The following is a 25,740-nucleotide window of genomic DNA, read 5'->3' as shown; positions in this document are numbered from 1 at the left end:
AACGCAATCGGGAGCAAGCCCCCTCCTACTATTGAATTTTCGCCGGCAACCAGACCGCGTGCCGACAACTGAATTGACGAGACTTGCGATGAACAACGCCCTGAACCAGCTGCAGCCTTACCCATTCGAGAAACTGCGCGCCCTGCTCGGCAGTGTCACCCCCAACCCGGACAAACGCCCGATTGCCCTATCGATTGGCGAGCCCAAGCACAAATCACCGAGTTTCGTGGCTGAGGCGCTGAGCAACAACCTGGACCAGATGGCGGTGTACCCGACCACACTGGGCATCCCCGCATTACGCGAGGCCATTGGCGCCTGGTGCGAGCGCCGCTTCAACGTACCTGCAGGCTGGCTGGACCCGGCGCGCAATATCCTGCCGGTCAACGGCACACGCGAGGCACTGTTCGCCTTTACCCAGACCGTGGTCAATCGCGGTGACGACGCGCTGGTGGTGAGCCCAAACCCGTTCTACCAGATCTACGAAGGCGCCGCGTTCCTCGCCGGTGCCAAGCCGCATTACCTGGCGTGCCTGGATACCAATGGTTTCAACCCGGACTTCGATGCCGTGTCGCCAGACATCTGGAAACGTTGCCAGATCCTGTTCCTGTGCTCTCCGGGCAACCCGACCGGCGCGCTGATTCCGGTGGACACCCTGAAAAAGCTGATCGCCCTGGCCGATGAGCACGATTTCGTGATCGCCGCCGACGAGTGCTACAGCGAGCTGTACTTCGATGAGCAAACCCCGCCGCCAGGCCTGCTGAGCGCCTGTGTCGAACTGGGTCGCCAGGACTTCAAGCGTTGCGTGGTGTTCCACAGCCTGTCCAAGCGCTCCAACCTGCCGGGCCTGCGTTCGGGCTTTGTCGCTGGCGATGCTGAGATTCTCAAGGCTTTCCTGCTGTATCGCACCTATCACGGCTGCGCAATGCCGGTGCAAACCCAGCTGGCCAGCATCGCCGCCTGGCAGGACGAAGCGCACGTACAGGCCAACCGTGACCTGTATCGCGAGAAGTTCGACGCAGTGCTGGCGATCCTCAAACCGGTGCTGGATGTGCAAAGCCCGGACGGCGGCTTTTATTTGTGGCCGAATGTGAACGGGGACGATGCTGCTTTCTGCCGTGATTTGTTCGTGGAGGAACATGTGACGGTGGTGCCGGGCTCTTACCTGTCCCGCGAAGTGGATGGCTTCAACCCAGGCGCCGGGCGTGTACGCCTGGCATTGGTTGCACCGCTGGCCGAATGTGTCGAAGCGGCTGGGCGGATTCGCGATTTCATCCAGCGCCGCGGTTGAGACGCAAGCCGCTCCCAACGGGGCGGCTTCCAGCGTTGTTTCTTGCAACTATTGCGAGGAAACAGAAACACGCAAACCTTACACCTAAGTTCATATAAACACTTAGGTGAACCCCCATGACGCTCACGATCTCGCCCACTTCGCCTTCTGCTCATTGCGTCACCGCGCCGCTCAATAGAAGTAAGCGCGGCGTCGCCATGCCCGACAAGCTCTGGCCTCAGCATTCGGTGCTGACTATCTCCCTGCTGAACATGACCCCAGAACAAAAAGCGTTGGTAAAGCACAACATCAACGCATGGGCGCCGCATACCAATCTTTACTTCAAGTTCACCAACAGCCCCAATGGCGATATCCGCATCACTGCGGACGCTGGCACGAGAGCGGGATGGTCAAACGTGGGCACCGACGCAAAGAAGGTGCCTTTATCCGAACCGACCATGGGCATTAACTTCACAGTCTCGCCAAGCAGCGTCGCCGCAACGATCCAGCATGAATTCGGCCACGCCATCGGCCTCAAACATGAGCATCAGCACCCCGATCGGACATTGGACCTGAACAGGCAGAACGTCTATGACGAATATGCATCGAGAGGAGAACCCTCCTATAAGGCCAAGAACGATATCCTCCGCCCCTTCTCGCGCAAAGAGGTAAAGACTTCAAACTATGATGACAAATCCATCATGCACTATGGGATTCGCGCCTCACACCTGAATAGCGGAAATCCCATCCCTCGCAACTTCAAACTGTCTGAAGGCGATAAAAGCTTTGTGCAGTCACTGTACCCTGAAGATAAAACACTGCTCGGCAAACTGCTCGGTACCGGCATCCGCGCAATGATCAATGCCCAAACTACTTGACACTGCCCAAGTTCGCTTCACTCATATCCAGATCCGCCAGAACTTCGCGCAATACATCATCGCCAATTTGATGTTGCCGACTCAAACGGTACAACTCCAGCCGCTGCGCGCGCAGCCCCTTGAGCCGCAGCTTGCGTTCCAGCTGGTCCATCTGCAGCGCCAGGGCCTGGGCTTCGGCGGAATCGTTGAATACCTCAAGCTGGTGGCGATATTCCGACATCAATCGCGCCTTGAGCTCAGTGGCCAATGCCGCTTGAGCCGCATCCGACACTGCGGTTTCATCAGGTTCTTCAGCCTCCAGCGCATGGATCGCTGCCACGGCGGTTTTTTTCCAGGCCTCGCGAACCTCCCGGTGACGCTTTTCATCGGGGCTCTTTTCGATCCCACGAAGCAGCAACGGCAGCGCGATACAGGCGGCGACCAGCGACAACAGGATGACGCCGGCCGCGATAAAGATCAGCAGGTCGCGCTCCGGAAAAGCCTGGCCCGGCGCCAGCAGCAATGGCACCGACATCACGCCCGCCAGTGTCACCGCACCGCGTACGCCGCCCACCGTCAGCAGCCAACAGGATCGCGCCGTGGGTACCAGGGTCAGCTCGCTTTTCCCACGCACACGACGCAGCAAGCCTGACAGCCGCCAAATGCTTTGTACCCAGATAAAGCGCAACACCACCAGCACCACGAAGACCGCAACCACGTCCAGGCAGCGGTACATCAAGGCCGGCCACAACGTCGGCTCATGACTCACCACTGCCTTGATGATGTCCGGCAGTTGCAGGCCCAACAGCAGAAAGATCAGGCCGTTGAAGGCAAACTCCAGCAGCGACCAGACACTGCGATTGAGCAGGCGTGTACTGGTTTGACGCGGCAGCAGGTCCAGCCAGCTCTGCATCATGCCCGCCGCCACGGCCGACAAAATGCCCGACGCGCCCAAGCGCTCCGCCAGCACGTAGGCCGCGAACGGCAGCAGCAACATGAACACAACGTGGGTGGCCGGGTCATCCCAACCCCGTGCAATCATCCAGGCGCGCAGGCGACCGACCAGCCAGCTCAACGCCACACCGACCGCCAGCCCACCCACTGCGACCAAGACAAAGGTCAGGCTGGCATCGGCCAGGGAAAACACCCCGGTCAACGCGGCCGCCAGGGCAAACTTGAAGGTCACCAGGCCCGACGCATCATTCATCAAGGCCTCACCCTGGAGCATGTGCATCAAGGGCGTGGGCAGGCGGTTCTGGGCAATGGCCGATACCGCCACGGCATCCGTCGGCGACAACACGGCCGCCAAGGCAAAGGCTACCGGCAACGGAATCGTCGGCAGAATCCAGTGAATGAAGTACCCCGCGCCGACCACCGTAAACAGCACCAGCCCCACGGCCAAGGTCAGGATCGGCCCGCGCAGGCGCCACAGCTCACGCTTGGGCATGCGCCAGCCATCGGAAAACAGCAGCGGCGGCAAGAACAGAAACAGGAACAGTTCCGGGTCCAGCGCCACATGCAGCCCCAGCGTGGGCCAGGCCAGCAGGGCCCCGGCGGCAATCTGTACCAGCGGTAGCGGCAGGGGAATGATGCGCCCGACCAGACGCGACACGCTGACCAGCATCAGCAGGATAAGAACGGTGTAGGCGGTTTGCATAACGCGGGTTTCCCAGACAATCGACTTGCAACGACACACATGAGGCAACAACTGGCCGTTGAAGTGCCATATTACCCGGCTATGGTAACCGGCTATGCGGCGCACTGCCTTTTGCACAAACGTCGCACAGCGCTGACGAACGGCGCCGAAACGCGCTGGGCGTGGCATAATCCGCGATCTTTCATTTTTCATTCGTCCAAAGGGGGCAATTCCTTGACCGCTTCAAGCAAAACCTTGCACCTTTTCGGCATCAAAGCCTGGGATGCCGCATAAGAAATGCTCAAGGCCTTTAATATCAAGGCCTTGACCCTAAAAACACCTTCCAAAAACACCAACTTTTGCGACTCTTCTAAACCCAATAAACATTGGTCCAAACGGTTGCGTTTTGGGGAACAGCCTCGAACGCGAAATCCCGCCACCGGCGTCCTGCCGACGAACACCACTCCCAAATCCGAAACACCTCGATTACTGTACACGCATACAGTATTTGAGATTTGCTATGGACGTTGACATGTACACCGACGACTGGATTGGCTGTCCTACTCCTTTGGAAATGTACGAGCACCAGTGTTCAATTCTTGTGGACGAACTGGCTGAGACCGAACGCATGCTGGGTAGAGCACGGGCAAATATCGCCGGGCTGGTCCAGATGAATGACCTGCTGATGACTGGGAAGGCCCATGCTGAGCAGCAGCTCGCCCTGGCTACAGCAGAGCTTTCCGACCTGAAGGGATCACTCACAGAGCCTGGAGTGCTCAGCATTAAGCTCGTAGCGGGACAGCGAGATCACTTCATGCGCGAGAATCAGCGACTGCTGGCGGAGCTCAGGGTGCTGAAGGATCCACAGCCCTGACGCACGCCGGGCTCGCCCAGCAGGATATCGACCATAGCTTGGTCAAAAGTAATCACGGCACATCCTTGAAGAAAACGTGATGACCCAGGCGCAGCGTCTGCTTGGCCTTCGCCGCCCAGGCCGGGGCCTTTGGCATCGTGGTGGCGTAGTAGTGCGTGGCGCCGCCGGTCGGGTCAGGTACTGCACCTGACATCACCTGATCAGCTGCGCGCTGGGCCTGAGCGAACTGTCCGGCCGGGATCTGCTTGGCGCCACTGAGGTAGGCGTAGTTCGGGTCGTTCTGGTTCCAGCAGCTGAACTGCCATGGTTTCAGGCACACGCCGGCGTACCCCTCCCCCCACCAGGACTTGGATTTGCCGTCGAGCACCCGATTGCGAATTGTCCAGGCGACGGCAATCTGGCCATCTAGACCTTCGCCTCGGGCCTCTCCCCACAGGGTGCGCGCCAATATGTCTCGGTCTTTTTCGAATGCGTTCATGTCTTCTCCTGGCGTAAAAAAACCCGCTCGGGGCGGGCTGTCATTCTTCTGTGGCTGCCATTTCAGGCGGGCCTTGCTCGGCGCTTGGCATGTGCAGCCGGACGTCGATCCAGCTATTCAGCGGTACATCTATCGGCGCGCCTCGGCCCGGCACCACCTCTCCGTCATCGGTGAGCGTCCAGCGCTGCTTGAACAGGCGGATGATGACCGTGCCATCCTCTTCCTGGTGGCTATCGGTGATACCTAGCATTCGGCCACCATCTGGGGAGCTTGGATCGTGGGTCCGCCACCCTTCCAGCGCCAGGCCCAGGCTTCCCGTCACCCGGTACTCGCCCAGTCCGAGGCGCTCAACGGTAACGGCGCGGGCTTCTTCGTTGGCCACACCCCATTCACCGGCCGGCTCAAATGACTGCTCGCCCAAGTCCCGACGTTCAGTGAGCGCGACATTGGCAATTCGCAGGATCGGCGATGCCGCAGAAAGCGCGCCGCCTGAACCGCGAGTCGTGTTGCCGGTGTGATACACGCTGTACGTCGGGCCAAAACTGCCACCCGCGCCAGCTTGCGTGGTGCGAAAGTACAAAGCGCCGGTACCCTGGGCCACGGGAATGAATATCTGCGCTTCATACCCTTGCGCATACGGAATGCGGATAACGGTGCTGAACGACAATCCTGACGATGAACCAGCCGCGCCCAGCCGGGAAAACGCACCAGCCTGGCCCGGCTCACCTGGCCTGTCGGCTTGGTAAACCGCCGGGGCATTGTTCGAATAAAACCCACTATAAGTACCAGCAGGGAGAAGCTCGCCTTCTTGCAAGCCGAAATTCTTGTTTGCCGCAGTTCCCAGGCTGTTAGTCCTGGAATACAGCTCTGTTGTCATTGCGTTGATCTTCACGCCTGTGCTGCGAGTTGTATCCCCACCAGCACCAGTAGGCGCTGTTCCTAAATTGATTTCTTGTCTTGCCATTGCGTCAACCTCCAAAGGAGTAATGAGTTACGCAACTACCTTCCCAAAGACAGCCGCAAGGGAAAAATATGTTGGATTGGTTACGGTGGTAACGCTGAACCTTATAAGACCTGCAGGGAAGTCATATCTCAACCCTGTGGACCTAGATTCGTTGTTGCCCGCCATCATTGGCATTCTTGCATTATTTACCATCAGGTAATCGCCAAGCTCGTAGCTAAGTGGCACTGAGTACCAATTCGTTATAAGCCCTTGCTGACTTTGCTCCGAGTGTGTAAATGTCCAATTTTGCACAGACCGTGTAAATACTGCCGCCTGAACAGCGGAGTCAAAGATCTGCTTGCCGTTGGTATCCCACATCCGCAACCCGTACGACGAGAGTGGCTTAGACGAAAAAGCACCGACGAATATGCTACCTGAATGGACTTGCCCGGATGTCACGGTAGCGCCGGTCCACGCCCCAGCTGAGCCTTCTAGAAGAACACCTAGCTGTATCAGTGATCCATTGTTTGGAGGCCTGATAAAAATTAGTGGTGGTTCTTGTGTGTCGACCACGTTTTGAAATGTAACGGTAGCGCCTGAGTTATAAGTTCCCTTGTGAAAAACACACAATCGCGCAAATTCCGAGTCTAGCGATATCGCCCCTGAGTCATTTACAACTTGCAGACCATAAGCCATTACGCCCACCTCGCAACTATCAGCCTCATGGTTGCGCTAGAGAAAGAGTCATTTTGCCTGGGCTTGAGAAAATTTCTCACATAAACCTCTCCCGCCCCCATCTCGCATTCCAGCTGCCTATTAGATGCAATTTGTGAATTATCGTTACTGATTGGCAGCAAAAAGCATATGGCGTTATTGGCATTGCACCCCGGCACTTGAAATGTCTTAGTTGACTTCCCCTCGCCCGCATATGAAACAAGCACAGACAACACAATCCTGTATGTTGCCGTGCTCGTATCAAACTCAAGCGCTCCCGTGGCTGACCATATTCTAAGGCCGGAACTCATTCGGTTTGATCCCCCAATTGAACCCGCTTCACGTTATTTACGTCCCAGAACCGCAAAGACCGGTTCGTCATCATCGAGCGACCTTGCCCAGGCACGACGCCGTTAATTTCAAACGTCCCATCAAAAAACAACTTCCAGCCTGTTTGCCCAGCAACATAATTGTTCGACTGGATGTAGTTGCCGATCTTCGCGTTGGTGATCGTGCCATCCTGGATGAACGCGGCCTTGATGAAGGTCTGCCCGCCCTGTACAGCAAAAGGCACGGTGCCGGCCTGTCCAATGGCGAACCTGTCAGCATCAATGATGAATTGCGTCTGCAACCCACCCGGACCATTCTCCAGGCCCAGGCCAATACCAGCGTACTTATAGAGACCGGTGGCGGTTTCGTACTGCATCCGCACCGACCAGTTCGCCGTAACCTTGCCGTCGACCGTCTGAATGGCCGTGGTGTTGGTTTGGATGGCCAGGGTGTTGCCGTTGACCGAGTTCTTGACCGTCTCGATGCTGGACGATAGAGCGCCGTCGGCATTGATGCGGGCGGTTTGCTCGGCAATGACTGCGGCAGCGGTATTCGCAACACTCACCTCAACCACATCCGTGCGCTGCCCTTGCACCAGGTCGCCCTCGATCAGGGCGGACTGAGTGGACCAGACGCCAACGTAGCTGGCCTCCGAGCCCATCAGGGCGCTGTCATCACCCTGGAGTGGCGGGTTGACCTGCAGGTAGATGCCATCAACCCGCTGCGCCGTGGTGGTTACCTTGCCGTCGAGCGTGGTAACCGTGGCCTTTAGCGTGCTGAGCCCGCTGGCCGTGGCGGTAACACCGGTAACAGAATCGTTCACCGTCGCCTTCACTGCGTTGAGCTGCGAAGCCTGGGCGGTAATGTCCTGGCCGTGCTGGTTGATCGTCGCCGAGTTCTGCTGAACCTGGGTGACCAGCGCGTTGACCGTCTGCACCACCGTACCGATGTCGGTCCAGTAGGTAGCGTTCGGCGGCGCGTTGTTCGCCGGCACCGGGCCATTGGCCTGGTACAGGTGCTGCCCCACGCGCACGATGTCTTTGAGCACATATGATTTCGTCGGTACGTATTCGAGCGCATCCACCACTTGGTCAATCAGCAGCTCCAGCTCGTCCTTTGCTGCCTCAATGCGACCGTTGACAGAGCCAGGGCCGTTACCGTCGATCAGGTTGATACGATCCTTCAGCAACTGCCCCAGCGACGTCTCGTCTATCTGCCCCTTGATCTGCTCGAGGATCGCCCCAGCATCCGAGCTGGACTGGCCCATGACCCCATTGACCACGGGATAGAACGGCCCAATGTTGCCGGTACGGTCCACCAGGCGCGCCCAGAAGAACAGCGTTGCCCCTGCCAGCAGCGACTGCATGCGGTAGTCGGCCTGCGGATATGCCAGGTCGGCCAGCTTCGTTGCCGCCGGCAGGCTGTTCGCCGGGCCATACCACAGTTCCGTGCGCTGGGTATCCTCGGCGCCAGTAGGGAAGCCCCACTTGATACTGATCCCGAACAGTTCGCTTTTGGTGGTCAGGAACGACACCGCCGGCGGCAGGCCGACCTTCCCTTCCAAGTTGGTCAGAATGGAGTTTTTCCACACCGACGAGATTTCGAAGGCGCTGACGGCGCGTACCCGGGCCAGGTAGGCGCCCGAGTAGATGCCGGTGACGTCCACGCTCGTCGAACCCGTGCGCTGCACCTTTATCCAGTTCCCGTTGTCCTTGCGCCACTCCACGTCGTACGCGACAGCGCCCGTGACGGCAGGCCATGAGATATTCATGGTGCTGATGGCAATGCCCTGGTTGATGGCATAGCTCGACGTGAGCGTGACGCTGGCTGGCGCCGGTACGACGGTGATTGGGATAACGCTGACTGGGCGCTCCTCCAGCCGCGCGCCAGTATCGATGTGCGCAAACTTGCTCGGGTCGTACTGAACCGCCGATATCTCGAACACGCCAGGCTCTGGCCGGGCCACACTCACCACGCGGTACAGTGGGATGGCCAAGTCGTCAGCATCCAGCGCCCACACCAGCTCAGGTTCAGGCGTAACCGAATAGGCCACAGTGACGGTGACCTGTCGGCCGCTGACCAGTTGCACGGTGCGCCCCTCGCACTTGCCGTCTGGCAGGTTGAGGATCAGTCGGTCACCGGGCTTGGCCTGGGTGTCGCGGTCCAGCTTGATGACCTTGCCGTTCACCGCCGAGATGCGCCCACCCACGGGGCGGCCCGCCAGCAGCTCATCAGCGATCGGGATAACGTAGCCAGGCAGCGGAATACGCCCGTCCAGCCCCACCTTGAAGGTGACAGCCCGGTCTTTGGAGTTGGTCAGCAGCGCCCACTTGCCGCGGCGCTGGGCCTCGGATTCGCGGGTACAGCCAATGGCACTGATCTCCAGTGGGTTGTCGCCGTAGCGCCGCTGCAGCTTTTGATCGGTCACAGCCGTGACGTCGGTGTCGTAGTTGTTCAGAGGGTTGTCGTAGCTGACCAGGGCGCGGGTATAGCGGGTGCGCTCTGAAGCGCTCGAGTAAGTGAACTTCCCATCGATCACGTTCGCTCGGGTGTAGGCGAAGTCAAAATCGGTTGCACGCGGCATATCCGACAGCGTGAAGACCTGGCCCTGGGCCCAGTAGGTCATGCCCCGGTAAATCGCAGAGATGTCGCGCAGCAGCGACCAAGCATCAGCCTTGCTCTGCAGGTTCAGGTTGCAGATGAAGCGCGGCTCCTGTCCACCCTTCCCGTCCGGCACCAGTTGGTCGCAGTACTGCGAGATTCGGTAGAGCTCCCACTTGTCGACCATCCAAGGCTTGATGCGGCGGCCGAGACCGAAGCGGTCGTTCGTGGTGATGTCGTAGGTCATCCAGACCGCATTGTCGGTCCAGGCCTGCTTGAAGGTACCGTTCCACACCCCGTTGTACGAGCGTGCCACGGGGTCGTAGTTGCTCGGGACCTGCATCTTCTTCAGCTTGGTCTCGACCGTTACGGCCGGAATGCTGCGAAACTGCGCGGCGGAAAACTCGATGTAGAGCAACGCGGTGTTCGGGTAGCGGATCTTCGCGTCGATCACCTCGGTGAAGCCGGCGATCTGCATCGTGTCCGAGATTTTATTGTTGTTCTGGTTTGGAGTGATACGGGTGATGCGCATCAGCCAGCCTGTGGTGGCCTTGGGCAAATCGATACGGCGGGTACGCTCGTACACACTCGTGGTCTTTCCATCGACAGCTTCGCTGAGCACCTGCTGATAGGCGCCACCATCGGTTGCCAGCTCGACCTTGTATTCGATCCGGTAGCCGTTGATATTTCCTGCGATATCCACGGACTGGAGCGCAGGCCAGGCGAAGCGCACCCGAATGGCGGAAAGCTGGGTGTTACTGATCGCCCGCACCCACGGGGTGCCGCTGCGCAGCTCGGTGCTGATGGTGGTTTCGTTCTCGACCGATGGGATGCCTTGGATATACGTCTGATCCACCGCGCCCGTGCGCCACTCCCACTTCACGTTCGGGAAGTTCATGTTGCCCTGGGGGTCTTGCAGCGGCGTATTATCCAGGTAGATGTCGCGCGCGGTCGGCGTACCTTCGAACTCTCCCTCCCCTACGCCGATCAGCATTTTGGCGATGGCGACAGAGCGCAGACTGTCAGGCGCCTCTGTTGGCGTTTTGGGTTTTTCTTCGCCGCCCTTGGCGCCGTGGATGTCTAACTTGCGTGCTGCGCCCATGCTTTCCTCCAGGCAATAAAAAACCGCCTCGTGGGCGGCTGATGTGCTGCGGGTGCCGTTACATCTGATCTTCCGCGTAGATAGCGGCACTGATGATTGCGCCGCCTACGCGCCGTTTGCCGTAACAAAGTGGAACCGGGTTACCGGACGCCGTGGTGTTCTTCGCGCTGCCGAAGGCGTATCCAGGCATGTTTTCAGGCGCCGCGCTGGTCTTAAGCCCGCCCGCCTGGGGGCTGAGCATTTGAATTACGCCGCCGGCGACAAGGCCAATGCCTGCCGGTGCTAGATATGGCGCTGTCACCGGAAAGACGTAGGAGATCGCCAGGAGAACGACGCCGACGACCGTTTGAAGAATCCCGCCACGCTTGGATCCTGTAATTACGGGGACTATGCGAATCACTCCACGGCCCTGATAGCCGATCTCCGCCTCGCCAATATTTCGCTTGCCACGGAAAACGGCGAACTCAAGACCTCGCTCTTTGGCAGAACTAATAAATCGTTCAAGTCCAGGAATTTGCACGCAAAGAGCCTTAATTGCCTCTGCGGGAGTGCGAACCGCCAGCCTGTACTCTTTTCCGAACTGGCGTAATTGACCGCCGAGCCGAACAATTTCTACAGGCGCATAATCAATAGCGAGTGCGGCCATTGCTTTTCTCCAGGTATAAAAAAACCGCCCTAAGGCGGCTTGATGAAGTTGTTCTTTATAGGCATTCACGAACTGCCTTTTCAATTGCTGATCGACCGTAACCTGGTGCCCAAGACAATCGCTGATACAGCGCGACGGTACTGCCATTCGAAGCTCGATTCACCTCAAGCAGCTCCTCTGCCGTCGAATCAGTGGCGACAATCAGCCTGTAACCGCTCGCGGTTTCAGTCATCGTGGCGCCCGAGCGTGCATCCTGCCATTTCGGCATGACGCATAGAGCGTACTGTTTCGGCGCCTTGCTCGAGGAGGCAGTGATGGTAGCCTTTCCGCTTTTAAGGTCACCGGGCGTGGTGCAGCCCGTCAGTAGCGCTGAAACCGCAATGACTGAAGCCAATAAAATCCGCATGACATATACCTTATTCGCTGAATCCAATGTGGACCAAAACAGCTTTGTAGATAGTCTCGCTCCGACACAGAATGACGACTGAGTCGCCATTTTTAGCAGCGTCTAAAACTTCCTTGACGCCTCTATCCACGGCTTTGCTCTTTTCGATGAGGGTCATGTGAATTTGGGCCTCACCCTCTATCTGCTTGGTGTCCACGTCATTGGCATTTGTAGTAACGGAAACGCGAAGTACTTTGCCCATGTACTGCGTTTCTAATATTTCGAAGCCGGCCCCGTGCTGCATCGACGCCCGAACGCTAGAGATTGTCATCCTGAGAAACTCCACTGGGAAACACCAACTGTAACCCGGACCTGGCCAGGCATCCAGCGTGGATGGAATGCCAGTAACCGAGCACAGCCGTGCCGTAGTAGCGTTGCGCCTTCACGCAAGGATTCCCCAGTCCCACGCCTGCAAGCCCAAGGACTGGGTTGCGCCAATATCGGCGCGTTTATGACCTGGAGGTCAAAATGTCACAACAAGAAATAAGCGCAGAACACGCAATTTCTCAACTCACCAACTTGGTGCTCGCGCTCGCATACACCCAGGCGGCCGACAATCCAGAGAGCGCAATGCAGCGGATCGGAGCGGCCGTGTATGCCTGCCGCAATCAAGGCGTGGGTGACTATTACCCGCTAGAGGTGTTTAAAAAGGTATTCCCAGGCAAAAACCTTCCAACAATTGTTGACTGAGTGGTTTGGAAGCCCTGGGAAACTAATTTTTAAGTTTCAAGTGCTGGATGCTGGCCTGATCAACAGCCTTCTGACTGATGAAAAAGCTGCCATCCGGCATCAACAACCACATCGGCTGGCCGTTCGAATCCTTAGCTTCACTGCAAATTGCCTTTTCCATTCGTATCTCCTGCGGGCATGCCGCGTAATATTGGTTTTCTTGCGTCTTTGTGCCTGAGGATCAGGCGTGATCTGTCGTGCCAAGGGCCGCCGTAGACAATAATCTCGGACGGCCTACCGTAAAGGTGGTGCAGCAGGAACGGGCCCGGGCCGAAAACACCTGACTCCTCACCAGGCAGCGACGGATCAGTTCCAAGGTATATGCCGGCGTGGTTCGGGTGAGCGGTCCGGCCAACCTGCATGACGATCATGTCGCCGCGCAGGGGTTGGTCGACGCGCACGAAGCCGGCTGCCTCGTAGTGCTGCTCGTAGAGGCTGGCGTTGTCGACGCTCTCCCACCAACCGTCGGTGCGCTGGAAGGCTTCGAACTCAAGCCCCCATTCGCGCTGGTACCAGTCAGCGCATACCTGCCAGCAATCCCAGGCACCATGCACGAACGGGCGATTGAGCAGCGGCGTACTGCCCGTGGGCGTGATCGTGCGCATGTCGCCCTCGGGCCAGGACAGGATGTGCCAGGGCAAGGCTGTGGCCTCACACATGGCCAGGTCGTGCGGTGATGGGCGACTGGTGGCGTCCGGGTGGGAGTGAACGATGCCGATCACCTCGCCCGAGTCTTCCGCCGCCGCGTAGTCCTCGGGATCAAGCCTGAACTCTTCGTTCGGCTCAGTGGCTATGTTCCGGCACGGGAAGTACTTCTGCGCGCGGCCCACGGCCAGCAGCAGGCCGCAGCATTCACGCGGATACTCCGCCGCCGCATGCGCCTGGATGGCCGCAATGATGTGCTTGCGCATGGTCAGCTCCGGGCGATGAGGGAAACGGCGGGAAATCCGCCGAATGACAATTCGTTGTTTTCGCCGAACCGCAACTTGCAGGACGACAAACAGCCCTTGCACTGGTCCAGTGCCGGGTCATCCGTGGGATTGTCCTCGTCGTCGAACATGGCCGCGCCGGTATAGCCGCAGTCCGGGCCGCGGTAACCGTTGGTCATAGCCCAGTGGCAGAAGGTCGTCATCTGCCGGCCGGGCAGCCCGTGGTTATCAATCTCGCCAGGTGAAGACAGTTCCCAGACCACAGACTCGCCGTCTTCGCTGGTTTTCTGGTCGATGTACCAGATCTCCAGCGCCTCCTGAGTCGGGTCGGCGGTTGGGTTGCCTTCTGGGTAGTTCGCCGCATCCAGGTACTGGGCCAGCGTCTCGCGGACTGTCAGCTTGAACTTGAGCATGTCCTCGAAGGCCAGGCACAGCGCCGTAACGCGCCCGCTGACGTTGCCGGCGGCGAAGGTTGGCCGAGAGGCGGTGCCGTCGCTATTGGAGCCGATGCCTTCAATCTGCACCGGCCAGGCCGCGTACTCCTGGCCCTGCCACCAAATCGACTTGGCTGGCAAATCCTGCTCCGAGCCCGCATAAGCCAGCAGTTCCTCGGGGGTGTGCGGGATGGCATGACCATGGAACCTTAGGTAATCAGCGCCATACTCGGTGCCGTCTATTTCGAACAGTCGAATTTCGCCGCCGGGCTCCAGCTTTTGGATGTCCGTGATCAATGCCATGCTGAGGCCTTATGGTTGAAAGGTTTGCTCGAAGGTGGCGGTCAGCGTGTAGTTTTCAGCGCCGTGGGGCGTGAGCTGGTAGCCATCGCACTTGTATAAGCCCAGATCGCCGAGCGGCGGCGTCCACAAAAAGCCCCTCGCCCCCTTATGGGCTTCGATGAAGTCCATTATTTGCTTGGTGCGCGCAGCGCCACCGAGGAAGGTGAGTGGCCACGATTGCGATTTGTTGTTGATGCCATCGCTTACCGATTGTGCGTACCCGTCGCCGAAAGCCTTCGTCCTGACCCTGAATTTTGCCTGCCCCTGCGGATCAGTCCGTGGGCACCAGGTGAATGTTTCAATCGCCATATTGATTACCCGCTGATTGCTCGCTTGATGCTGCCGCCCTGCGCAAGATCCTTACGAATCAATTGACGGTAACGCTGGTCAACAAAGTCGCCGAGATCCTTCCCGAACTGCTGATAAGCAGAGTCGTCGGCCGTAGAACTGGTCGTGCCATCGCTTGCGACTGTCACGGTCACGTTTATTTGAGTTGGTACTACCGCACCGCCAGAGCCACCACCAACAGCGCGCACACCCAGGGCGCCACTCGATGTTCTGGTCAATGGCATGATCGCCTCCGGCCCCGCCTCGCCCATTAACCCCATGCCGCCAGCCATACCAAACGCTGTCGGCTTGCTGACGACGGAGTTTGTGAAGGCGCCGCCATCGGCGAACATCTGCACGCCGCCGGACCACGCGCCACCCTTGGCTTGCGGGAAGTACGTGCTCGAGTACCCGGCAGATGATGCCCCGAGGTTAGACGAGACGGCACCGGCCGAACCGGCTGCCATGCCATTACCACCAGCAGCACTACCACCGAAGTAGCTTGCCGCTGCGCCAACCAGACTACCCAGCAAAGCAGAACTGGCCTGGCGGGTAGCGATGCGCGCCATATCGGCGAGAATTGATTTGGTGAAGTCAGCAAACGAGGCCTTGCCAGTAAGCGCGAAGTTCACCAGCGAATCTTCCATGGAACTGAACGCATTGCTGAACATGCTCTTCGTTTGGCCGGCAACGTCTTTGGCGCTGTCCAGATAGTCCTGCCACGCACTCTTAGCACCGTTGGACCAGTCACTATGGGCGGAGTCCATCTGCGCCCAGCCTTCCTGCATTGCGGCGACCTGCTTGGGCAGGTACGCATTGGTCAGGTCGATTTGGTCCTGCAGCGCCTTTCGCTGGGTGTCCGTTGTGGCTGTAGCAAGTTCAGTGCGCAGCGACAGAACCTTGTCATTGGTCTGCCGCTCAAGCTCAAGACGCTCCAAATAGCGGTCGGATTCCTTGCTACCCATACCGACAGCGGCAGCCTGGGCCGCATACTGCTCGCGCTGGTTGCTCAGTTGTCGCTCCAAGTCAGCCTGGAACTGCATAGCCTGAGAAAGCCCAGTAGCAGAGTTCACCGCCTCGTTGAACTGGCTCGCCAACCATGCGGTCGCCTTGCCGTACTGCTCTTTGGATATTTTCCCGTTCTTCTCCAGGAGAGCGATCTGTCCTGTCTGCTTGCTGAATTCATGGGCTGCAGCGTTGACCGGGTCATAGGTCTGGCGGAGCTGATCAAAAGCTGTGGCAGCCTCTTTTAGTTGGGCTTTGAGTTTGCTCTGGGCCTCCGTGGCGGATTTGGTAGTGCCGTTGAGCTGAGCCACCTGCTTGTCGATCGCTTCAATCGCTCGCCTGTACCGATCGGCGTTGTCCGGGTCCTTGGCCATCGCAGCAACCAGCGCCGCACGATCCTGTTGCAGCTTGTTCAATCGGTCGTACGAGTCGAGCAGCTTCAATGATGCAGCAGTGGTTCCCTTAAAAGACTCCGCGACTTTTTGCTCTTGCTGCTCAACCTGTTTGTTACCCTCAACCAGCTTTTGGTCTCCCCAGCCGCGCAACTCGGTATACGCCTTGAAGCTGGCCAGGCGCTCGTCGGACGCTTTCTTGGCTGCACCCAGGTCCTGACCGAACAGATCACCCACGAACAGCGTGGGGTTGGTGGTGAATTTGTTCAGCGCCCCCTGCGACTTGTTGTAAGCGTCCAAAGACCGGTTGGTTGCTTCCTCGTCCGATACGCCGGCGAAGTGTCGCGTTTTACGGTCTGTCGAGAAAAAAGACGTGACCTGCTTCAGGTCATTCGCCATCGCGCGCAGATCGTTTGGCAGCTGCGCCAACCCGCTCGCCGCAGCCCCGGTCAGTTTCACGACGAGGGCGGCAAGGTCGGCCATTCCCTGCTGGAAGGCCGGATCCTTGACGATATCGCGAAGACCGTCGAGCGAGTTTTGCAGCGGGCTCATGTCTACGTTTGCGAGCCCGGACACGAACTCATTGCGCAGGCCTTCGACCTGGAACTGTAGATCCTGAATCACCTCGTTCGCACGAACCAAACTGGCGATCTGGGCCGGATCCATGGCAATGCCGAAATCTTTCGCTTGCGCCAGATACTTGCGCAGGCTCTCGCCGCCCTGATCCAACAGGGGCAGCATTCTCGAAAGATCGTTGCCCAGGCTTTCGAGAATATTGATTTTCTCTGACTGCGTTGCGACCTTGCCCAGGCCGTCGGCAATGGCGAGCAGCTGCTTGTCCGGAGACATGCGGGCCAACTCTTCGGCGGATAAGCCGAGCTTATTGAGTCCGTCAATGGCCTCGCCGCCACCAGTGATAACTGCATCGCCGATCTTGTCCCCAATATCTTTGAAAATATCGGCCATCTTGTCGCCACTGAGACCGGCGCGCTCGGCCGCGTACTGCCATTGCTGCAGGACGGTAGTGCCGATACCAAGGGACTTGGCCCACCGATCAGTCTCGGTGGTCGCAGCCGCAGTGTTCTTCAGCATCACCAGCGAGGCAGTGCCAACACCCAGTGTCGCAGTGACGACGGTGGCCAGGGCGCCGCCAATCTTCTTGCCAGCGGCCTCTGCGCGGGCCTCCATCTCCTTCATGCGTTTTTCGGTGAGGCGGCCGGCCTTATCCATGCCTTGCTCGAATCCACCGATACGCGCAATCAAGTCCAGCGTCAGCGTGCCGAGCGAACGAGTAGCCATGGGCTATTTCCTGTGGGAGCGCAGGTCACGCCCATTCGGCCATGGCCGTTTCGAGCGAGACGCCTGCTTTTTCTTGGTGGGGCATGAAGTCGACCAGCTCAGCTTTGCCGCCGCCCATACGATTCACTTGCAGCGCAACGAGCGCGCCCATTTGCTCGGCGCGGGCTGCCAGATTGAACGACCCATGTCTGTTTCGGTAAGCAGCCCAGGCCATAGCCTCCGGGTAACTCATGCTGGCCTTGGCTTCCGCCACTGTTCTACCGCCGACTCCGTTCAGCACCAGTTCGTGCCAGAACTCATCGGCGGCCGTTAGTTTTTTGCGCGGTCTGCCCCGGTGTTGTTTACTTGGTGCACAGCGGCGAGGATGGCCCAGCCTAGGCCGGGAGCCAGGCGGAATGCATCCTCGTAGGAAATCGGCTCTTCGCCGTTTTCGCCGAGCGTCACGCAGGTTGCGATGTACTTCGCGTTGCGGCTGTCTTCGGGCTCGGTGGCAGAAAACAACTTCTCGATCATGCCGAAGGACTGCGGCATTACGAAAATCGAAAATTTGTCGGTCACCGGCTTGCCTTTGGCGTCCTCGTGCTTCCACACCACGGACTTTTTGACCATGGCGCCACCGACAATACCGCCGGCAGCTTTCAGTTGAGTCAGGTTCATGTTTCGCCCTTAAGTGGTTTTCTTGATCCAGGCAGAGCCGCCCGAACGCTGAATGGTTGCGGTGGTGGTCACGACAGTGTTGGCCGCGAACGAGAATGGAAAGTCGGAGACGTACCCTTCGAAGACAAACCAAGTCCGCGTGGCCGGCAATTCGAAGTCATCACCGCCAGTATCGAGCGTCGGGGGCTCGGTGCCGTCGGACCAGCCAACCGCCCACTTGATACTGGTATCGCCGTCAGCCTCGGAGAGCTGATGCAGGCGAATATGGCTTGCGTTGTTGGGGTCTGCATTCAAACCCAGGGAAGCCTGGCCGGGAGTGCGCAAGCCTTTCTTGTAGCTGCGCTCCTTGGCGCTCAGGCAAGTATCTTCAATCTGGTCAGCCGGCGCGCCGCCCGGGTCAAAGCTGGTGGCACACTCCACCTCCATAACGGTGTAGGGGCCGGTACCGGTCAACGGTGGGACGAGGGCAAAGACCTGCGTGCCCTGGGTAAGAATGGACATAGGTGTCTCCTGCGGACGAAAAAAAACCCGCTCATGGCGGGCCTGTGTTTGGGGCTTGGTTATCGGCGGACGATCCAGTCCACGTCGAAGCTGTATCGATACAGGCCTGTCTCCGCGTCCTTGGTTTCACCGTTGTAGCTGGTAATCGTGGCGCTCAACTCGATGGCGTATTCAATGGCGTGCCCGGCGGCGCGTGCTGCCGCAGCCGTAGGCGCGTAAACATCAAGTTGAAGACCGTAGGCCTCGACATCTGGTCGGCCCGCCAGAAAGCTCTCAGGAGCTCCATTAACGACCTGCCAGACACAATAAGTGCCGGCTGGCTTTTCAGGCGCGAGACCGAAGAGGTAAAGGCGCGTCGGGTTCGTTCCCAGCAGATCCGTGACGCCAGGATCCGAGGCGGCAACTTGAAAAATCGGGGGATACTTCATTTGGCGGCCTTGGCGGTGGCGCGCTTCAATGCGCGGTCAATTGCTTTTTCGTATTCGCTGACGAACGTTTCGGTAGCGGCGTTGATGTTGTCAGCAAGCGCACTTCGCATGAACGGCGAGGCCTGCATCTTTTCCGTTCCGAATTCCAGAAGCCGCCAGTGGGGGGTTGGACCAGCTGCGGAAAGATCTGGGCGCTCACCGCGCTTGGCCAGCACCGCGCCCTTCATCACCCCGACGCGAAAGCCGAGGTTTCCGGTCTGCTTGAAGAGCCGGCCATTCCATCGCAGCGCGATGTTTTTGGAGATGGACCTACCAGTGGCTGAGTCGTCCAGCTTCTCGGCGCCCTCCTTGGCCTTATCAGCAACTAGCTGGGCCGCTCTGCGCAGAGCAGATCGGCCACCTTTGCGCTTGAGGTCGTACGTGACAGCAGCGAGCTTTCCCAGAAGCGAATCAAGCCCTTTGATATCAAACTCAACACCGTCAGCCATCATTCACACCTTCGCTACAAGGGAGCGTGAGATAGTCAAGCCCGCTCTTAGGGTCCGCTAGGACGCCCTCGATGTTGTAGATTTTGTCTCGATGGACAATCCGCATTGTCGGATCAACGCCGGCGCGATACCGAATTACGATCCGGGCCGAAACCTTTGATTGGCCTGCCGCCGCCGCAAGAAAGTCGCGCGCGGAAAGCGACTCAATAGCCGCATAAATGCCTGCAACTCCAACCCATGCTGGCGTCATCTCACCCGTAACAGGATCCTGTGAGAAAACCGGGCGCTGCAGCTCAACCCGATGGCGTAGATCGCCAGCCCTCATGGGACATCCTCCGGCTCAGGGTCGATAACACCGCGCCAATTTCTGGATGCCCACAGTAACGACTCAACCCCCATCGGCAATTCCGCAGTGATGGTGCCGATCACGACCGCCTCGCGAGTCGAGTACGAGTGCCCCAGCAAAAGTAGCACCGCGTTCTTGAACGACGCCGGGAAGTCCGCCACCAACTTGAGCGCCGGGTTGTCGCAATACCACAGCGCCCAAGCCAGGGCCGATTCAGCGTAAAGCTCGATCAAGTCGTCATCGTCTTCATGGTCGACGCGCAGATGCTTGCGCATCAAGGCGATCGGCAGCAGATCGGTGACGGGGATGCTCATTTTTTACCACCTGCTTTTTTTGCCGGGCCACCTTCCGGCTTTCCGGAGGGCTCAACTTCTTCTGCCAGGCCCATGCCGACCAAAGCTTCGGCAATCTCATCAGTCACCGACCGCTCTTCGAACTGATCAAAGTTGCCGGCGTGATAGTGCGAAAACTGGCGCAACGCTCGAATCTTGATCATGACGCAAACGGGGCAGTTGCCTGCCCCGGCCTCGTTTATGCCGCGGTTGCGAAAGGACCGGTGATGATTGCGGTTGGCCGGTAGTGAGCCAGGGCCAGGCGCTCTTCACAGAGGATGGTCAGCATGTTCTTCACGAAGTTGTCGCGGTCTTCGCGGCTTACTTCGACAGTCGCGTCCATGCGATCCCAAACCTGGGATGCCAGATCAAAGCCGCCGACGGTGAACGTGCCCAGGGCTTGAGCTTTAGTGGCAACCACCGGCAGGCCCCACATGACCTTGGCAGCGAACGCAGCTGGGCCACCGAAGATGTAGCGACCATCAGCGTCTTTCAGGAGCGCGATTGCGTGCCAGTCGCGCGGGTTGAGGATGATGCCGGAGGCTTCAAACTCAGACTCACTGGTCTGGAAGATCGCATGGGCAATCTTGTCGGCGCGGGTGTCACCGGTCACGTTCAGCGCTGCGTCGTAGGCCGTGGCAACCTTGTTCAGCCCGGTCAGGTTGTCGCCGGTACCGTCACCGTTCAGCAACTGCCCCTCCTCAACCAGGGCCAGGCCGAACAGCAGTCGGTTGTTCACGTACGACTCGAGCATCGGAGCATCGTCCATGACCTGGCGCGAGGCCTGAATCCAGTGAGCGATGGTTTTGACGTTCGCCGTTTCCTTGGTGAACGTCAGGTTGGACTCGGGCTTCAGCGTGCCCTCGGCGACCGGTGCAGCGCTGTTGGTAAAGATGTTCTCGCGAACATATTCCAGCGAGTTCGAGCTGATACGGCCCTGGGCAAGCAGGTCCCGAATGGTGAGCCGGCGCAGGCCTGGCATCAAAATGCCGGCATTACGCTGTGGCTCGATCAATGCGCCGGCGGAACCTGCCGTACTGCCGAGCTGCTTGTTGAAGCTCTTGACGTCGACCTTGCCCGAGGACTTGCCATCCCACGACTTTTGAAGATCGATTGCCGTTTGTTCTGCGAAGGACTTCTTCGTTTCCGGATTGTCCAGGTTACCGGCGGCAAGCTTTTGCTCCAGGTCGAACAGGCGAGTGCCGGATTTGGTCAGCTCTTCCTGGACGGTTTGGAGATCGGACTGCAGCTTTTTACTGACCGCACCGGTCTCGGTGATTTCTTTTTTCTGCGCATCGAACAGCTCAGTCATGTTCTTTTGCGATTCTTCAATAGCCTTTTGGATCTGGGCCAATTCGGACATGGTTTATTTTCCTACAGATGGGAAGGACTTGAGGCGATCCAGGATCGCGGTGATTTCGCCACCTTCGGAATCGCTCCGAACTGCGGACTTAATCCGGGCCACTAGGCCCAGAGCTTGCGACTTCGACAGTCCGACCGAATCCCTCAGCCAGTGCTCAACGTCGCGAATAGTTGTGATCGACTCCATGGATTTCATGGACTCGATTGTTGCAAGTTCATTGGCTGGGAACGTGCAGATGCTGATCTCGCGAAGGGCCGCCACGCTCTTGAACGCGCGGCCGGTGGCGATCATGTCGAAATCGTCTTTCATGACGGTGAAGCCGACAGACATGCCCTCGACAGTCTTGTGTTCCATCGCGGCTCGAAGATCGTTAGAAACAGACAAGCCTGGCGTCAGCTCGCCGCGAACGATCAAGCCTTTGCTGTCCTCTTCAAGCGACTGCCATTTACCCACGGGCAATCCGTAGGTCTGATGGTTGAAGAACATCCCAACCTGCCGGCTCTGCGTGCTCAAGGCTTTTTTAAATGCGCCTGGGAGGATGATGTCTCCATCCGAATCGATCACATCGAAAACGCTGGCATATCCCTCGAAAACCCCGGCCCGTCCGCCGGAATCGAATTTGATCTCAGCCTCAGCGAACGCCAGGGTCTTTTGGATGTTTGACATTTGGCAGCTCCAGAAAAACTAAACCCCGCTAGGTGCGGGGTTTGTTTGGCCAAGTTGGGTTAGCGGTACGTTCTGCGACTGCCTGGTGGCGACATCGCCACCAGCAACGGGTGGCCGGTTGTTAACTCGCCTGCCTTCGTTGATCGTCAGCAAGCCGGTATCAACCAGCGTTTTCATGTAGTTCGCCCTGGCGGTAGAGTCACCACTGAGAAGGCCGTCGCGGTTGTGCTCAGCATGAACCCGGCCTAGGTCAGACGGCTTTACGAGCCAACGCAGGATGCTGCACTCCCAGATCTCCAGGTAGGGATCAAGGGCGTACTGTAGGAAGCCGAGGTTCTGTTGCTCGATACCGGAACCCCAACTGGTAGATTTTTCGACATCGCCCACCAGGTGGGGAGGCACACCAAAGAATCTGGCCAGCTCGCTAACCTGAAACTTACGAGCCGCCATCGTTTCAGCGTCCTGCGGACTCACACCAATAGCCTGGGTGGTAAAACCGCCCTCAAGGATCCACAGCCTCTTTTTCACCGGGCCGCCGGATATCTCCTTGAAGTTCTCTTCAACCTGGGCGCGCTGTTCTTTATTGAGAACCTTGCCATCACCAGTCATCAGCAACTGCGGAGACTTAGCGCCGTTCGCGTAGAAGTCTCGCTGCTGATCCTCCATGGCCACCGCGACACCCGCGCTCTTCGCAGCAAATGCGATCGGGGAAAGCCCTACGAGACCATTGAAGCCGAACCCCTTAAGGTGAAAGATTTCTGATTGTTTGAAGTCCGCGTACTCATTGTCGCGGCGATATCGATACACAACCTTACGACCTTCAAGCCTGACGTCCATGTTGGCCGAAAGAAGAGGGACAAGACTGATCACATCCCCGGAGCTGTTGCGCTCAATCAGTGCGTAAGCGTTGCCGTAATAACAGAGCTGCATTGTCATCGAAACGCGGAAGTCGAAGGCGGTCATGAAAGCGTTGGGGCTATAACGCAACAACCGCGCCAGAGGATTATTTAGATCCGCCTTCCTGCGGTCATCACCCGTTGTTTCAAATACATCCAAGGGCATGCACGCCGTGACGCTGGATATCAGCCTTACACATGCGAATACAGTGGATATCTGGAGCGAACGCTCATCGTTGACGACCGAATCACCCACTACACCCTGGGCTGACACGGGGCCAGTCTGCGAACCTTTTTCCGGTGTAACCAGGCGGCCGCCGACAAAGAAGCTCGCCATACGCGCCCAGAAGGGACTGCGCGTGCGCAGGTCGATGCTGTAGTCGGTATCTGCCATTACATGCTCATCGGTCTGGAGAGGAAGTCGTCGACAGAACCTTGCACCTCAGCGTTCGCCAAGATGCGGCCTATCGTCATGATCAGCGCAACGGCGCCGTCGATCTTGTTGTCATCGCCCTGTTTAATAGGGCGCACGACGTCATCATTGCCGGGCAAGTTCTTGCCGATAACGTTGCCGATACACCAGGTCATGATCGGGTTGCCGTCATGATGGAAACGTCCAGCCTCTATCGCGGCCTCCAGTTCTTTCATCGGGTCCGACATGTTGGTGTAGTTCTGCGTGATAGTGACGGGATTGAAACCTTGGTCATCAAGGTCATGGCTCAGGCCTGTCGCGCCATGAGGGTCAATTGGACACTCGCGCACCGGGGCTTGGTGGTTCGCCTCCTTGGTGTCCTCAAGGATCTCGCGGTAGTCGACCTCCGCACCGTCGGTCACATCCAGATGCTTGGAGTGAATCCAGGCCTGGAAGCGCTCAGCCATCCGCTTGTTGTCAGTGTTGAAGGCTGTGTCGTATGGAACCCAGAACTTTGGCGCAATGCTGTAGTAGTGGTTCTTTCCATCAATGACGCGCCAGAACAACCTGGCCCTTGAGTTCATGTCGAGCTTTCGTGCCAGGTCAAAACCAGCAATCCACTCCTGCCCCTCGAACTGCTCCAGGGTCAGCGACGTATCTTCGCAAGCCTTCCAGCTTTCCATGTTGTAGAAGCCGGACTTGGCGCTCACCCAAAGGTTGAGGTGCTTGGTTTTGAAGGTGTTGGCAAAGCGGGCCGAGCGAATGGCCCTGGCCTGCTGACTTTCCAGGTACTCCTGAAACACCGAGACGCCGTGATTCGGGTTGGCCTTGGCCAGCATCTTCGGATCGGTCCAGTCGTCGCCCTCATCGAGCGTCCAGATCCAGCCGAACAACTCTTCGTCCGGCACGGTACCGGCCAGCATCTCGACGACCTGGCGGCGCTTGTCATAGCACGGGCCTTCAATGTCGGCGCCGGCGGTGGTGATGATGAACATCAACGGCTGACGCCTGGCGCCCATGCCTGTGAGCATGGTGTCGTACTGGGCCGACGTTGGGTGTTCGTGATACTCATCGATGATGGCGCAGCTTGGAGATGCACCGTCGCCAGGGTTGCCGATCAGCGGCTCGAAGCGGCTGAAGTCGGACGGGATGTTCATGTTCGAGGCGTTCACCTCGATGCCGGCGGCCTGAATCAGCATCGGCGATTTGCTGACCATGAGCTTGGCGGGCCTGAAAACCTCCCATGCTTGTTTCTCAGTGGTCGCGCCGGCGTATACCTCGGCGCCAAACTCGCCATCGGCAACGAACATGCTGATGCCCACGCCGCCGGCCACAACTGACTTGCCGTTCTTCCTGGGCACTTCCCAGTAGCTTTCACGAAAACGGCGGTGGCCGCCCTTCTTCTTGACCCATCCGAATGTCACGGCCAGGCCGAACAGCTGCCAAGGCTCCAGCGTGATCAGCTGACGCTTAAATGCCCACTCGCCCTTGGTGTGCGGGAGCAGCTGCATCAGCTTGAGCTTTTTTTCTGCCTTGGCCGGGTCGAACTTGTAACGGAACCCGCGCTTGCGGCTGGCGGCCAGGTCGTCGAAGTGGCGCTGAACTGCCTGGCGGATATAACGGCACGCCGGGACCTTACCGCGAAGCAATGACCGACCCCACGCCATTGCCTTGTCGACATTTGGGTGGGCAGATTTGGTCATCAGGTTCTCAGCAGGTTGGCAAATTCGTTGGTTTCTTTCTCCTTGTTGCCGCCGATCAGACGTGTGCGGCTGGCCGGGTCAAGGCCCAACATCGAACCGAACGTCACCATTTGGCGCATCGTCTCGTTGGCGGCGGTAAGTGCGGGGTTCTTCATCGGGCCGCCGGTCGCACCCTCAACCACGATGCCGTTCTGCTGGATAGATTCCTGCGCCATCCGCCAGTTGTCATAGGCCGTGCAGAAAGCTTCGACGTTATGAAGATCCGTGATCGCCACCACGTTCTCGCGCAGCAGCTCCGGCACAATCATGTTCCACATGGTGGCGGCCCGAGGGCTAAACCACTCCGGCGGGTCGATCTGGGTGATCTTGGAAAACTGCGGCTCGGCTGTGTTCAGCGCGCGCTTGCCAGGGTTTCCGGCGAGTGCTTTTTTGGCCGTTGGCTTGGGTTTGCGACCACGGCCGGCGACCGTGGCGGTGCCTCCCATCGCGCAACTCCTGAATTTTTAATTTCGCGGGTGTAAAAAAACGACTGAGGGCGCGGTCTAGAAGCAAAAAGGCCCAGACTTTTGACCCTCCCCCTCCCTTTCTGCGCGAATCG

28 protein-coding genes are annotated in these 25,740 nt (G+C 58.5%); 4 read left to right on the top strand and 24 right to left on the bottom strand.

All coding sequences use genetic code 11. The annotated features are described in order from the left end of the window. The first annotated feature begins 88 nt into the window (after positions 1-88). On the top strand, positions 89-1,288 hold the full coding sequence (gene dapC, locus C4J93_RS06830; RefSeq protein ID WP_124366112.1) for a succinyldiaminopimelate transaminase: 1,200 nt from the start codon (positions 89-91) through the stop codon (positions 1,286-1,288). Positions 1,289-1,404: 116 nt separating this feature from the next. Further along, on the top strand, positions 1,405-2,145 hold the full coding sequence (locus C4J93_RS06825; RefSeq protein WP_124428946.1) for a M12 family metallopeptidase: 741 nt from the start codon (positions 1,405-1,407) through the stop codon (positions 2,143-2,145). Here the strand turns inward: C4J93_RS06825 and C4J93_RS06820 are convergent. Next, entirely contained in the window at positions 2,138-3,781 is a 1,644-nt protein-coding gene (locus C4J93_RS06820; RefSeq protein ID WP_124428945.1) for a Na+/H+ antiporter, read from the bottom strand. The two genes, C4J93_RS06825 and C4J93_RS06820, sit on opposite strands and share 8 nt — an antisense overlap. A gap of 499 nt (positions 3,782-4,280) precedes the next feature. Between C4J93_RS06820 and C4J93_RS06810 the strand changes: the two genes are divergently transcribed. Then, positions 4,281-4,634, top strand: coding sequence for a hypothetical protein (locus C4J93_RS06810; protein ID WP_124428944.1), 354 nt, complete (start codon positions 4,281-4,283; stop codon positions 4,632-4,634). 52 nt (positions 4,635-4,686) lie between these two features. Here C4J93_RS06810 and C4J93_RS06805 read toward each other — a convergent pair whose 3' ends face one another. The 5 genes from C4J93_RS06805 to C4J93_RS06780 form a co-directional block, all read right to left on the bottom strand. Then, positions 4,687-5,112 carry a cell wall hydrolase gene (locus C4J93_RS06805; protein WP_124428943.1) on the bottom strand — a complete coding sequence of 142 codons (426 nt, stop codon included), beginning with the start codon at positions 5,110-5,112 and terminating at the stop codon, positions 4,687-4,689. A 40-nt stretch (positions 5,113-5,152) separates the two neighbouring features. Further along, on the bottom strand, positions 5,153-6,076 hold the full coding sequence (locus C4J93_RS06800) for a hypothetical protein (protein ID WP_124428942.1): 924 nt from the start codon (positions 6,074-6,076) through the stop codon (positions 5,153-5,155). Positions 6,077-7,076: 1,000 nt separating this feature from the next. Next, positions 7,077-10,802 (bottom strand): phage tail protein, encoded by a 3,726-nt coding sequence (locus tag C4J93_RS06795; RefSeq protein ID WP_124428941.1) that lies wholly within the window; start codon positions 10,800-10,802, stop codon positions 7,077-7,079. A 58-nt stretch (positions 10,803-10,860) separates the two neighbouring features. Beyond that, a complete protein-coding gene (locus tag C4J93_RS06790; RefSeq protein ID WP_124430851.1) occupies positions 10,861-11,448 on the bottom strand; it encodes a tail assembly protein in 588 nt (195 codons plus the stop codon). Between the two features lie 416 nt (positions 11,449-11,864). Beyond that, entirely contained in the window at positions 11,865-12,164 is a 300-nt protein-coding gene (locus tag C4J93_RS06780; protein ID WP_124428939.1) for a hypothetical protein, read from the bottom strand. Between the two features lie 197 nt (positions 12,165-12,361). Between C4J93_RS06780 and C4J93_RS06775 the strand changes: the two genes are divergently transcribed. Next, positions 12,362-12,583, top strand: coding sequence for a hypothetical protein (locus C4J93_RS06775; RefSeq protein ID WP_124428938.1), 222 nt, complete (start codon positions 12,362-12,364; stop codon positions 12,581-12,583). 22 nt (positions 12,584-12,605) lie between these two features. Here C4J93_RS06775 and C4J93_RS27085 read toward each other — a convergent pair whose 3' ends face one another. The 18 genes from C4J93_RS27085 to C4J93_RS06690 form a co-directional block, all read right to left on the bottom strand. Then, entirely contained in the window at positions 12,606-12,743 is a 138-nt protein-coding gene (locus C4J93_RS27085) for a hypothetical protein (RefSeq protein ID WP_164485235.1), read from the bottom strand. Then, positions 12,721-13,533, bottom strand: a complete 813-nt coding sequence (locus C4J93_RS06770) for a C40 family peptidase (RefSeq protein ID WP_124428937.1) — start codon at positions 13,531-13,533, stop codon at positions 12,721-12,723. The genes C4J93_RS27085 and C4J93_RS06770 overlap by 23 nt, the downstream gene beginning before the upstream one ends. Before the next feature lie 2 nt (positions 13,534-13,535). Then, on the bottom strand, positions 13,536-14,288 hold the full coding sequence (locus tag C4J93_RS06765; RefSeq protein ID WP_124428936.1) for a phage minor tail protein L: 753 nt from the start codon (positions 14,286-14,288) through the stop codon (positions 13,536-13,538). 9 nt (positions 14,289-14,297) lie between these two features. After that, positions 14,298-14,636, bottom strand: a complete 339-nt coding sequence (locus C4J93_RS06760) for a phage tail protein (protein ID WP_124428935.1) — start codon at positions 14,634-14,636, stop codon at positions 14,298-14,300. Positions 14,637-14,641: 5 nt separating this feature from the next. Further along, the gene (locus tag C4J93_RS06755; protein ID WP_124428934.1) at positions 14,642-17,350 is read right to left on the bottom strand and encodes a phage tail tape measure protein; all 2,709 of its coding nucleotides are present in this window, start codon (positions 17,348-17,350) and stop codon (positions 14,642-14,644) included. Positions 17,351-17,375: 25 nt separating this feature from the next. Next, on the bottom strand, positions 17,376-17,582 hold the full coding sequence (locus C4J93_RS06750) for a hypothetical protein (RefSeq protein ID WP_177413528.1): 207 nt from the start codon (positions 17,580-17,582) through the stop codon (positions 17,376-17,378). A gap of 77 nt (positions 17,583-17,659) precedes the next feature. Continuing rightward, a complete protein-coding gene (locus tag C4J93_RS06745; RefSeq protein WP_124428932.1) occupies positions 17,660-18,007 on the bottom strand; it encodes a phage tail assembly chaperone family protein, TAC in 348 nt (115 codons plus the stop codon). A 9-nt stretch (positions 18,008-18,016) separates the two neighbouring features. Next, entirely contained in the window at positions 18,017-18,508 is a 492-nt protein-coding gene (locus C4J93_RS06740; protein ID WP_124428931.1) for a phage tail tube protein, read from the bottom strand. A gap of 59 nt (positions 18,509-18,567) precedes the next feature. Beyond that, positions 18,568-18,936, bottom strand: a complete 369-nt coding sequence (locus C4J93_RS06735) for a DUF3168 domain-containing protein (protein WP_124428930.1) — start codon at positions 18,934-18,936, stop codon at positions 18,568-18,570. Beyond that, a complete protein-coding gene (locus C4J93_RS06730) occupies positions 18,933-19,424 on the bottom strand; it encodes an HK97-gp10 family putative phage morphogenesis protein (protein ID WP_124428929.1) in 492 nt (163 codons plus the stop codon). Before C4J93_RS06730 ends, C4J93_RS06735 begins: the two co-directional genes overlap by 4 nt. Continuing rightward, positions 19,417-19,674 (bottom strand): phage head closure protein, encoded by a 258-nt coding sequence (locus C4J93_RS06725; RefSeq protein WP_372238170.1) that lies wholly within the window; start codon positions 19,672-19,674, stop codon positions 19,417-19,419. Before C4J93_RS06725 ends, C4J93_RS06730 begins: the two co-directional genes overlap by 8 nt. A 71-nt stretch (positions 19,675-19,745) precedes the next feature. Then, positions 19,746-20,084, bottom strand: a complete 339-nt coding sequence (locus C4J93_RS06720; RefSeq protein WP_124428927.1) for a head-tail connector protein — start codon at positions 20,082-20,084, stop codon at positions 19,746-19,748. Beyond that, a complete protein-coding gene (locus tag C4J93_RS06715; protein WP_124428926.1) occupies positions 20,081-20,266 on the bottom strand; it encodes a hypothetical protein in 186 nt (61 codons plus the stop codon). Before C4J93_RS06715 ends, C4J93_RS06720 begins: the two co-directional genes overlap by 4 nt. A 35-nt stretch (positions 20,267-20,301) precedes the next feature. Then, positions 20,302-21,465 carry a phage major capsid protein gene (locus C4J93_RS06710; protein WP_124428925.1) on the bottom strand — a complete coding sequence of 388 codons (1,164 nt, stop codon included), beginning with the start codon at positions 21,463-21,465 and terminating at the stop codon, positions 20,302-20,304. A gap of 3 nt (positions 21,466-21,468) precedes the next feature. Continuing rightward, the gene (locus C4J93_RS06705) at positions 21,469-22,131 is read right to left on the bottom strand and encodes an HK97 family phage prohead protease (RefSeq protein ID WP_078466894.1); all 663 of its coding nucleotides are present in this window, start codon (positions 22,129-22,131) and stop codon (positions 21,469-21,471) included. A gap of 18 nt (positions 22,132-22,149) precedes the next feature. Beyond that, complete coding sequence (locus C4J93_RS06700) at positions 22,150-23,421, bottom strand: phage portal protein (protein ID WP_124428924.1); 1,272 nt, start codon at positions 23,419-23,421, stop codon at positions 22,150-22,152. Next, positions 23,421-25,142, bottom strand: coding sequence for a terminase large subunit (locus C4J93_RS06695; protein WP_124428923.1), 1,722 nt, complete (start codon positions 25,140-25,142; stop codon positions 23,421-23,423). Before C4J93_RS06695 ends, C4J93_RS06700 begins: the two co-directional genes overlap by 1 nt. Next, positions 25,142-25,627 (bottom strand): phage terminase small subunit P27 family, encoded by a 486-nt coding sequence (locus tag C4J93_RS06690; RefSeq protein ID WP_124428922.1) that lies wholly within the window; start codon positions 25,625-25,627, stop codon positions 25,142-25,144. The genes C4J93_RS06695 and C4J93_RS06690 overlap by 1 nt, the downstream gene beginning before the upstream one ends. Positions 25,628-25,740: the final 113 nt, after the last annotated feature.

Origin of the sequence: Pseudomonas sp. R2-37-08W (assembly GCF_003851705.1) — a bacterium.
Lineage (GTDB): Bacteria > Pseudomonadota > Gammaproteobacteria > Pseudomonadales > Pseudomonadaceae > Aquipseudomonas.
Note: the sequence above shows the minus strand (reverse complement) of the source record. Positions and strands in the feature narration are given on the sequence as shown.

Bases quoted from the DNA above. Each gene is read 5' to 3' on its own strand.
- dapC (WP_124366112.1), top strand. From the start codon at position 89: ATGAACAACGCCCTGAACCAGCTGCAGCCTTACCCATTCGAGAAACTG.
- C4J93_RS06825 (WP_124428946.1), top strand. From the start codon at position 1,405: ATGACGCTCACGATCTCGCCCACTTCGCCTTCTGCTCATTGCGTCACC.
- C4J93_RS06820 (WP_124428945.1), bottom strand. From the start codon at position 3,781: ATGCAAACCGCCTACACCGTTCTTATCCTGCTGATGCTGGTCAGCGTG.
- C4J93_RS06810 (WP_124428944.1), top strand. From the start codon at position 4,281: ATGGACGTTGACATGTACACCGACGACTGGATTGGCTGTCCTACTCCT.
- C4J93_RS06805 (WP_124428943.1), bottom strand. From the start codon at position 5,112: ATGAACGCATTCGAAAAAGACCGAGACATATTGGCGCGCACCCTGTGG.
- C4J93_RS06800 (WP_124428942.1), bottom strand. From the start codon at position 6,076: ATGGCAAGACAAGAAATCAATTTAGGAACAGCGCCTACTGGTGCTGGT.
- C4J93_RS06795 (WP_124428941.1), bottom strand. From the start codon at position 10,802: ATGGGCGCAGCACGCAAGTTAGACATCCACGGCGCCAAGGGCGGCGAA.
- C4J93_RS06790 (WP_124430851.1), bottom strand. From the start codon at position 11,448: ATGGCCGCACTCGCTATTGATTATGCGCCTGTAGAAATTGTTCGGCTC.
- C4J93_RS06780 (WP_124428939.1), bottom strand. From the start codon at position 12,164: ATGACAATCTCTAGCGTTCGGGCGTCGATGCAGCACGGGGCCGGCTTC.
- C4J93_RS06775 (WP_124428938.1), top strand. From the start codon at position 12,362: ATGTCACAACAAGAAATAAGCGCAGAACACGCAATTTCTCAACTCACC.
- C4J93_RS27085 (WP_164485235.1), bottom strand. From the start codon at position 12,743: ATGGAAAAGGCAATTTGCAGTGAAGCTAAGGATTCGAACGGCCAGCCG.
- C4J93_RS06770 (WP_124428937.1), bottom strand. From the start codon at position 13,533: ATGCGCAAGCACATCATTGCGGCCATCCAGGCGCATGCGGCGGCGGAG.
- C4J93_RS06765 (WP_124428936.1), bottom strand. From the start codon at position 14,288: ATGGCATTGATCACGGACATCCAAAAGCTGGAGCCCGGCGGCGAAATT.
- C4J93_RS06760 (WP_124428935.1), bottom strand. From the start codon at position 14,636: ATGGCGATTGAAACATTCACCTGGTGCCCACGGACTGATCCGCAGGGG.
- C4J93_RS06755 (WP_124428934.1), bottom strand. From the start codon at position 17,350: ATGGCTACTCGTTCGCTCGGCACGCTGACGCTGGACTTGATTGCGCGT.
- C4J93_RS06750 (WP_177413528.1), bottom strand. From the start codon at position 17,582: ATGAGTTACCCGGAGGCTATGGCCTGGGCTGCTTACCGAAACAGACAT.
- C4J93_RS06745 (WP_124428932.1), bottom strand. From the start codon at position 18,007: ATGAACCTGACTCAACTGAAAGCTGCCGGCGGTATTGTCGGTGGCGCC.
- C4J93_RS06740 (WP_124428931.1), bottom strand. From the start codon at position 18,508: ATGTCCATTCTTACCCAGGGCACGCAGGTCTTTGCCCTCGTCCCACCG.
- C4J93_RS06735 (WP_124428930.1), bottom strand. From the start codon at position 18,936: ATGAAGTATCCCCCGATTTTTCAAGTTGCCGCCTCGGATCCTGGCGTC.
- C4J93_RS06730 (WP_124428929.1), bottom strand. From the start codon at position 19,424: ATGGCTGACGGTGTTGAGTTTGATATCAAAGGGCTTGATTCGCTTCTG.
- C4J93_RS06725 (WP_372238170.1), bottom strand. From the start codon at position 19,674: ATGACGCCAGCATGGGTTGGAGTTGCAGGCATTTATGCGGCTATTGAG.
- C4J93_RS06720 (WP_124428927.1), bottom strand. From the start codon at position 20,084: ATGAGCATCCCCGTCACCGATCTGCTGCCGATCGCCTTGATGCGCAAG.
- C4J93_RS06715 (WP_124428926.1), bottom strand. From the start codon at position 20,266: ATGATCAAGATTCGAGCGTTGCGCCAGTTTTCGCACTATCACGCCGGC.
- C4J93_RS06710 (WP_124428925.1), bottom strand. From the start codon at position 21,465: ATGTCCGAATTGGCCCAGATCCAAAAGGCTATTGAAGAATCGCAAAAG.
- C4J93_RS06705 (WP_078466894.1), bottom strand. From the start codon at position 22,131: ATGTCAAACATCCAAAAGACCCTGGCGTTCGCTGAGGCTGAGATCAAA.
- C4J93_RS06700 (WP_124428924.1), bottom strand. From the start codon at position 23,421: ATGGCAGATACCGACTACAGCATCGACCTGCGCACGCGCAGTCCCTTC.
- C4J93_RS06695 (WP_124428923.1), bottom strand. From the start codon at position 25,142: ATGACCAAATCTGCCCACCCAAATGTCGACAAGGCAATGGCGTGGGGT.
- C4J93_RS06690 (WP_124428922.1), bottom strand. From the start codon at position 25,627: ATGGGAGGCACCGCCACGGTCGCCGGCCGTGGTCGCAAACCCAAGCCA.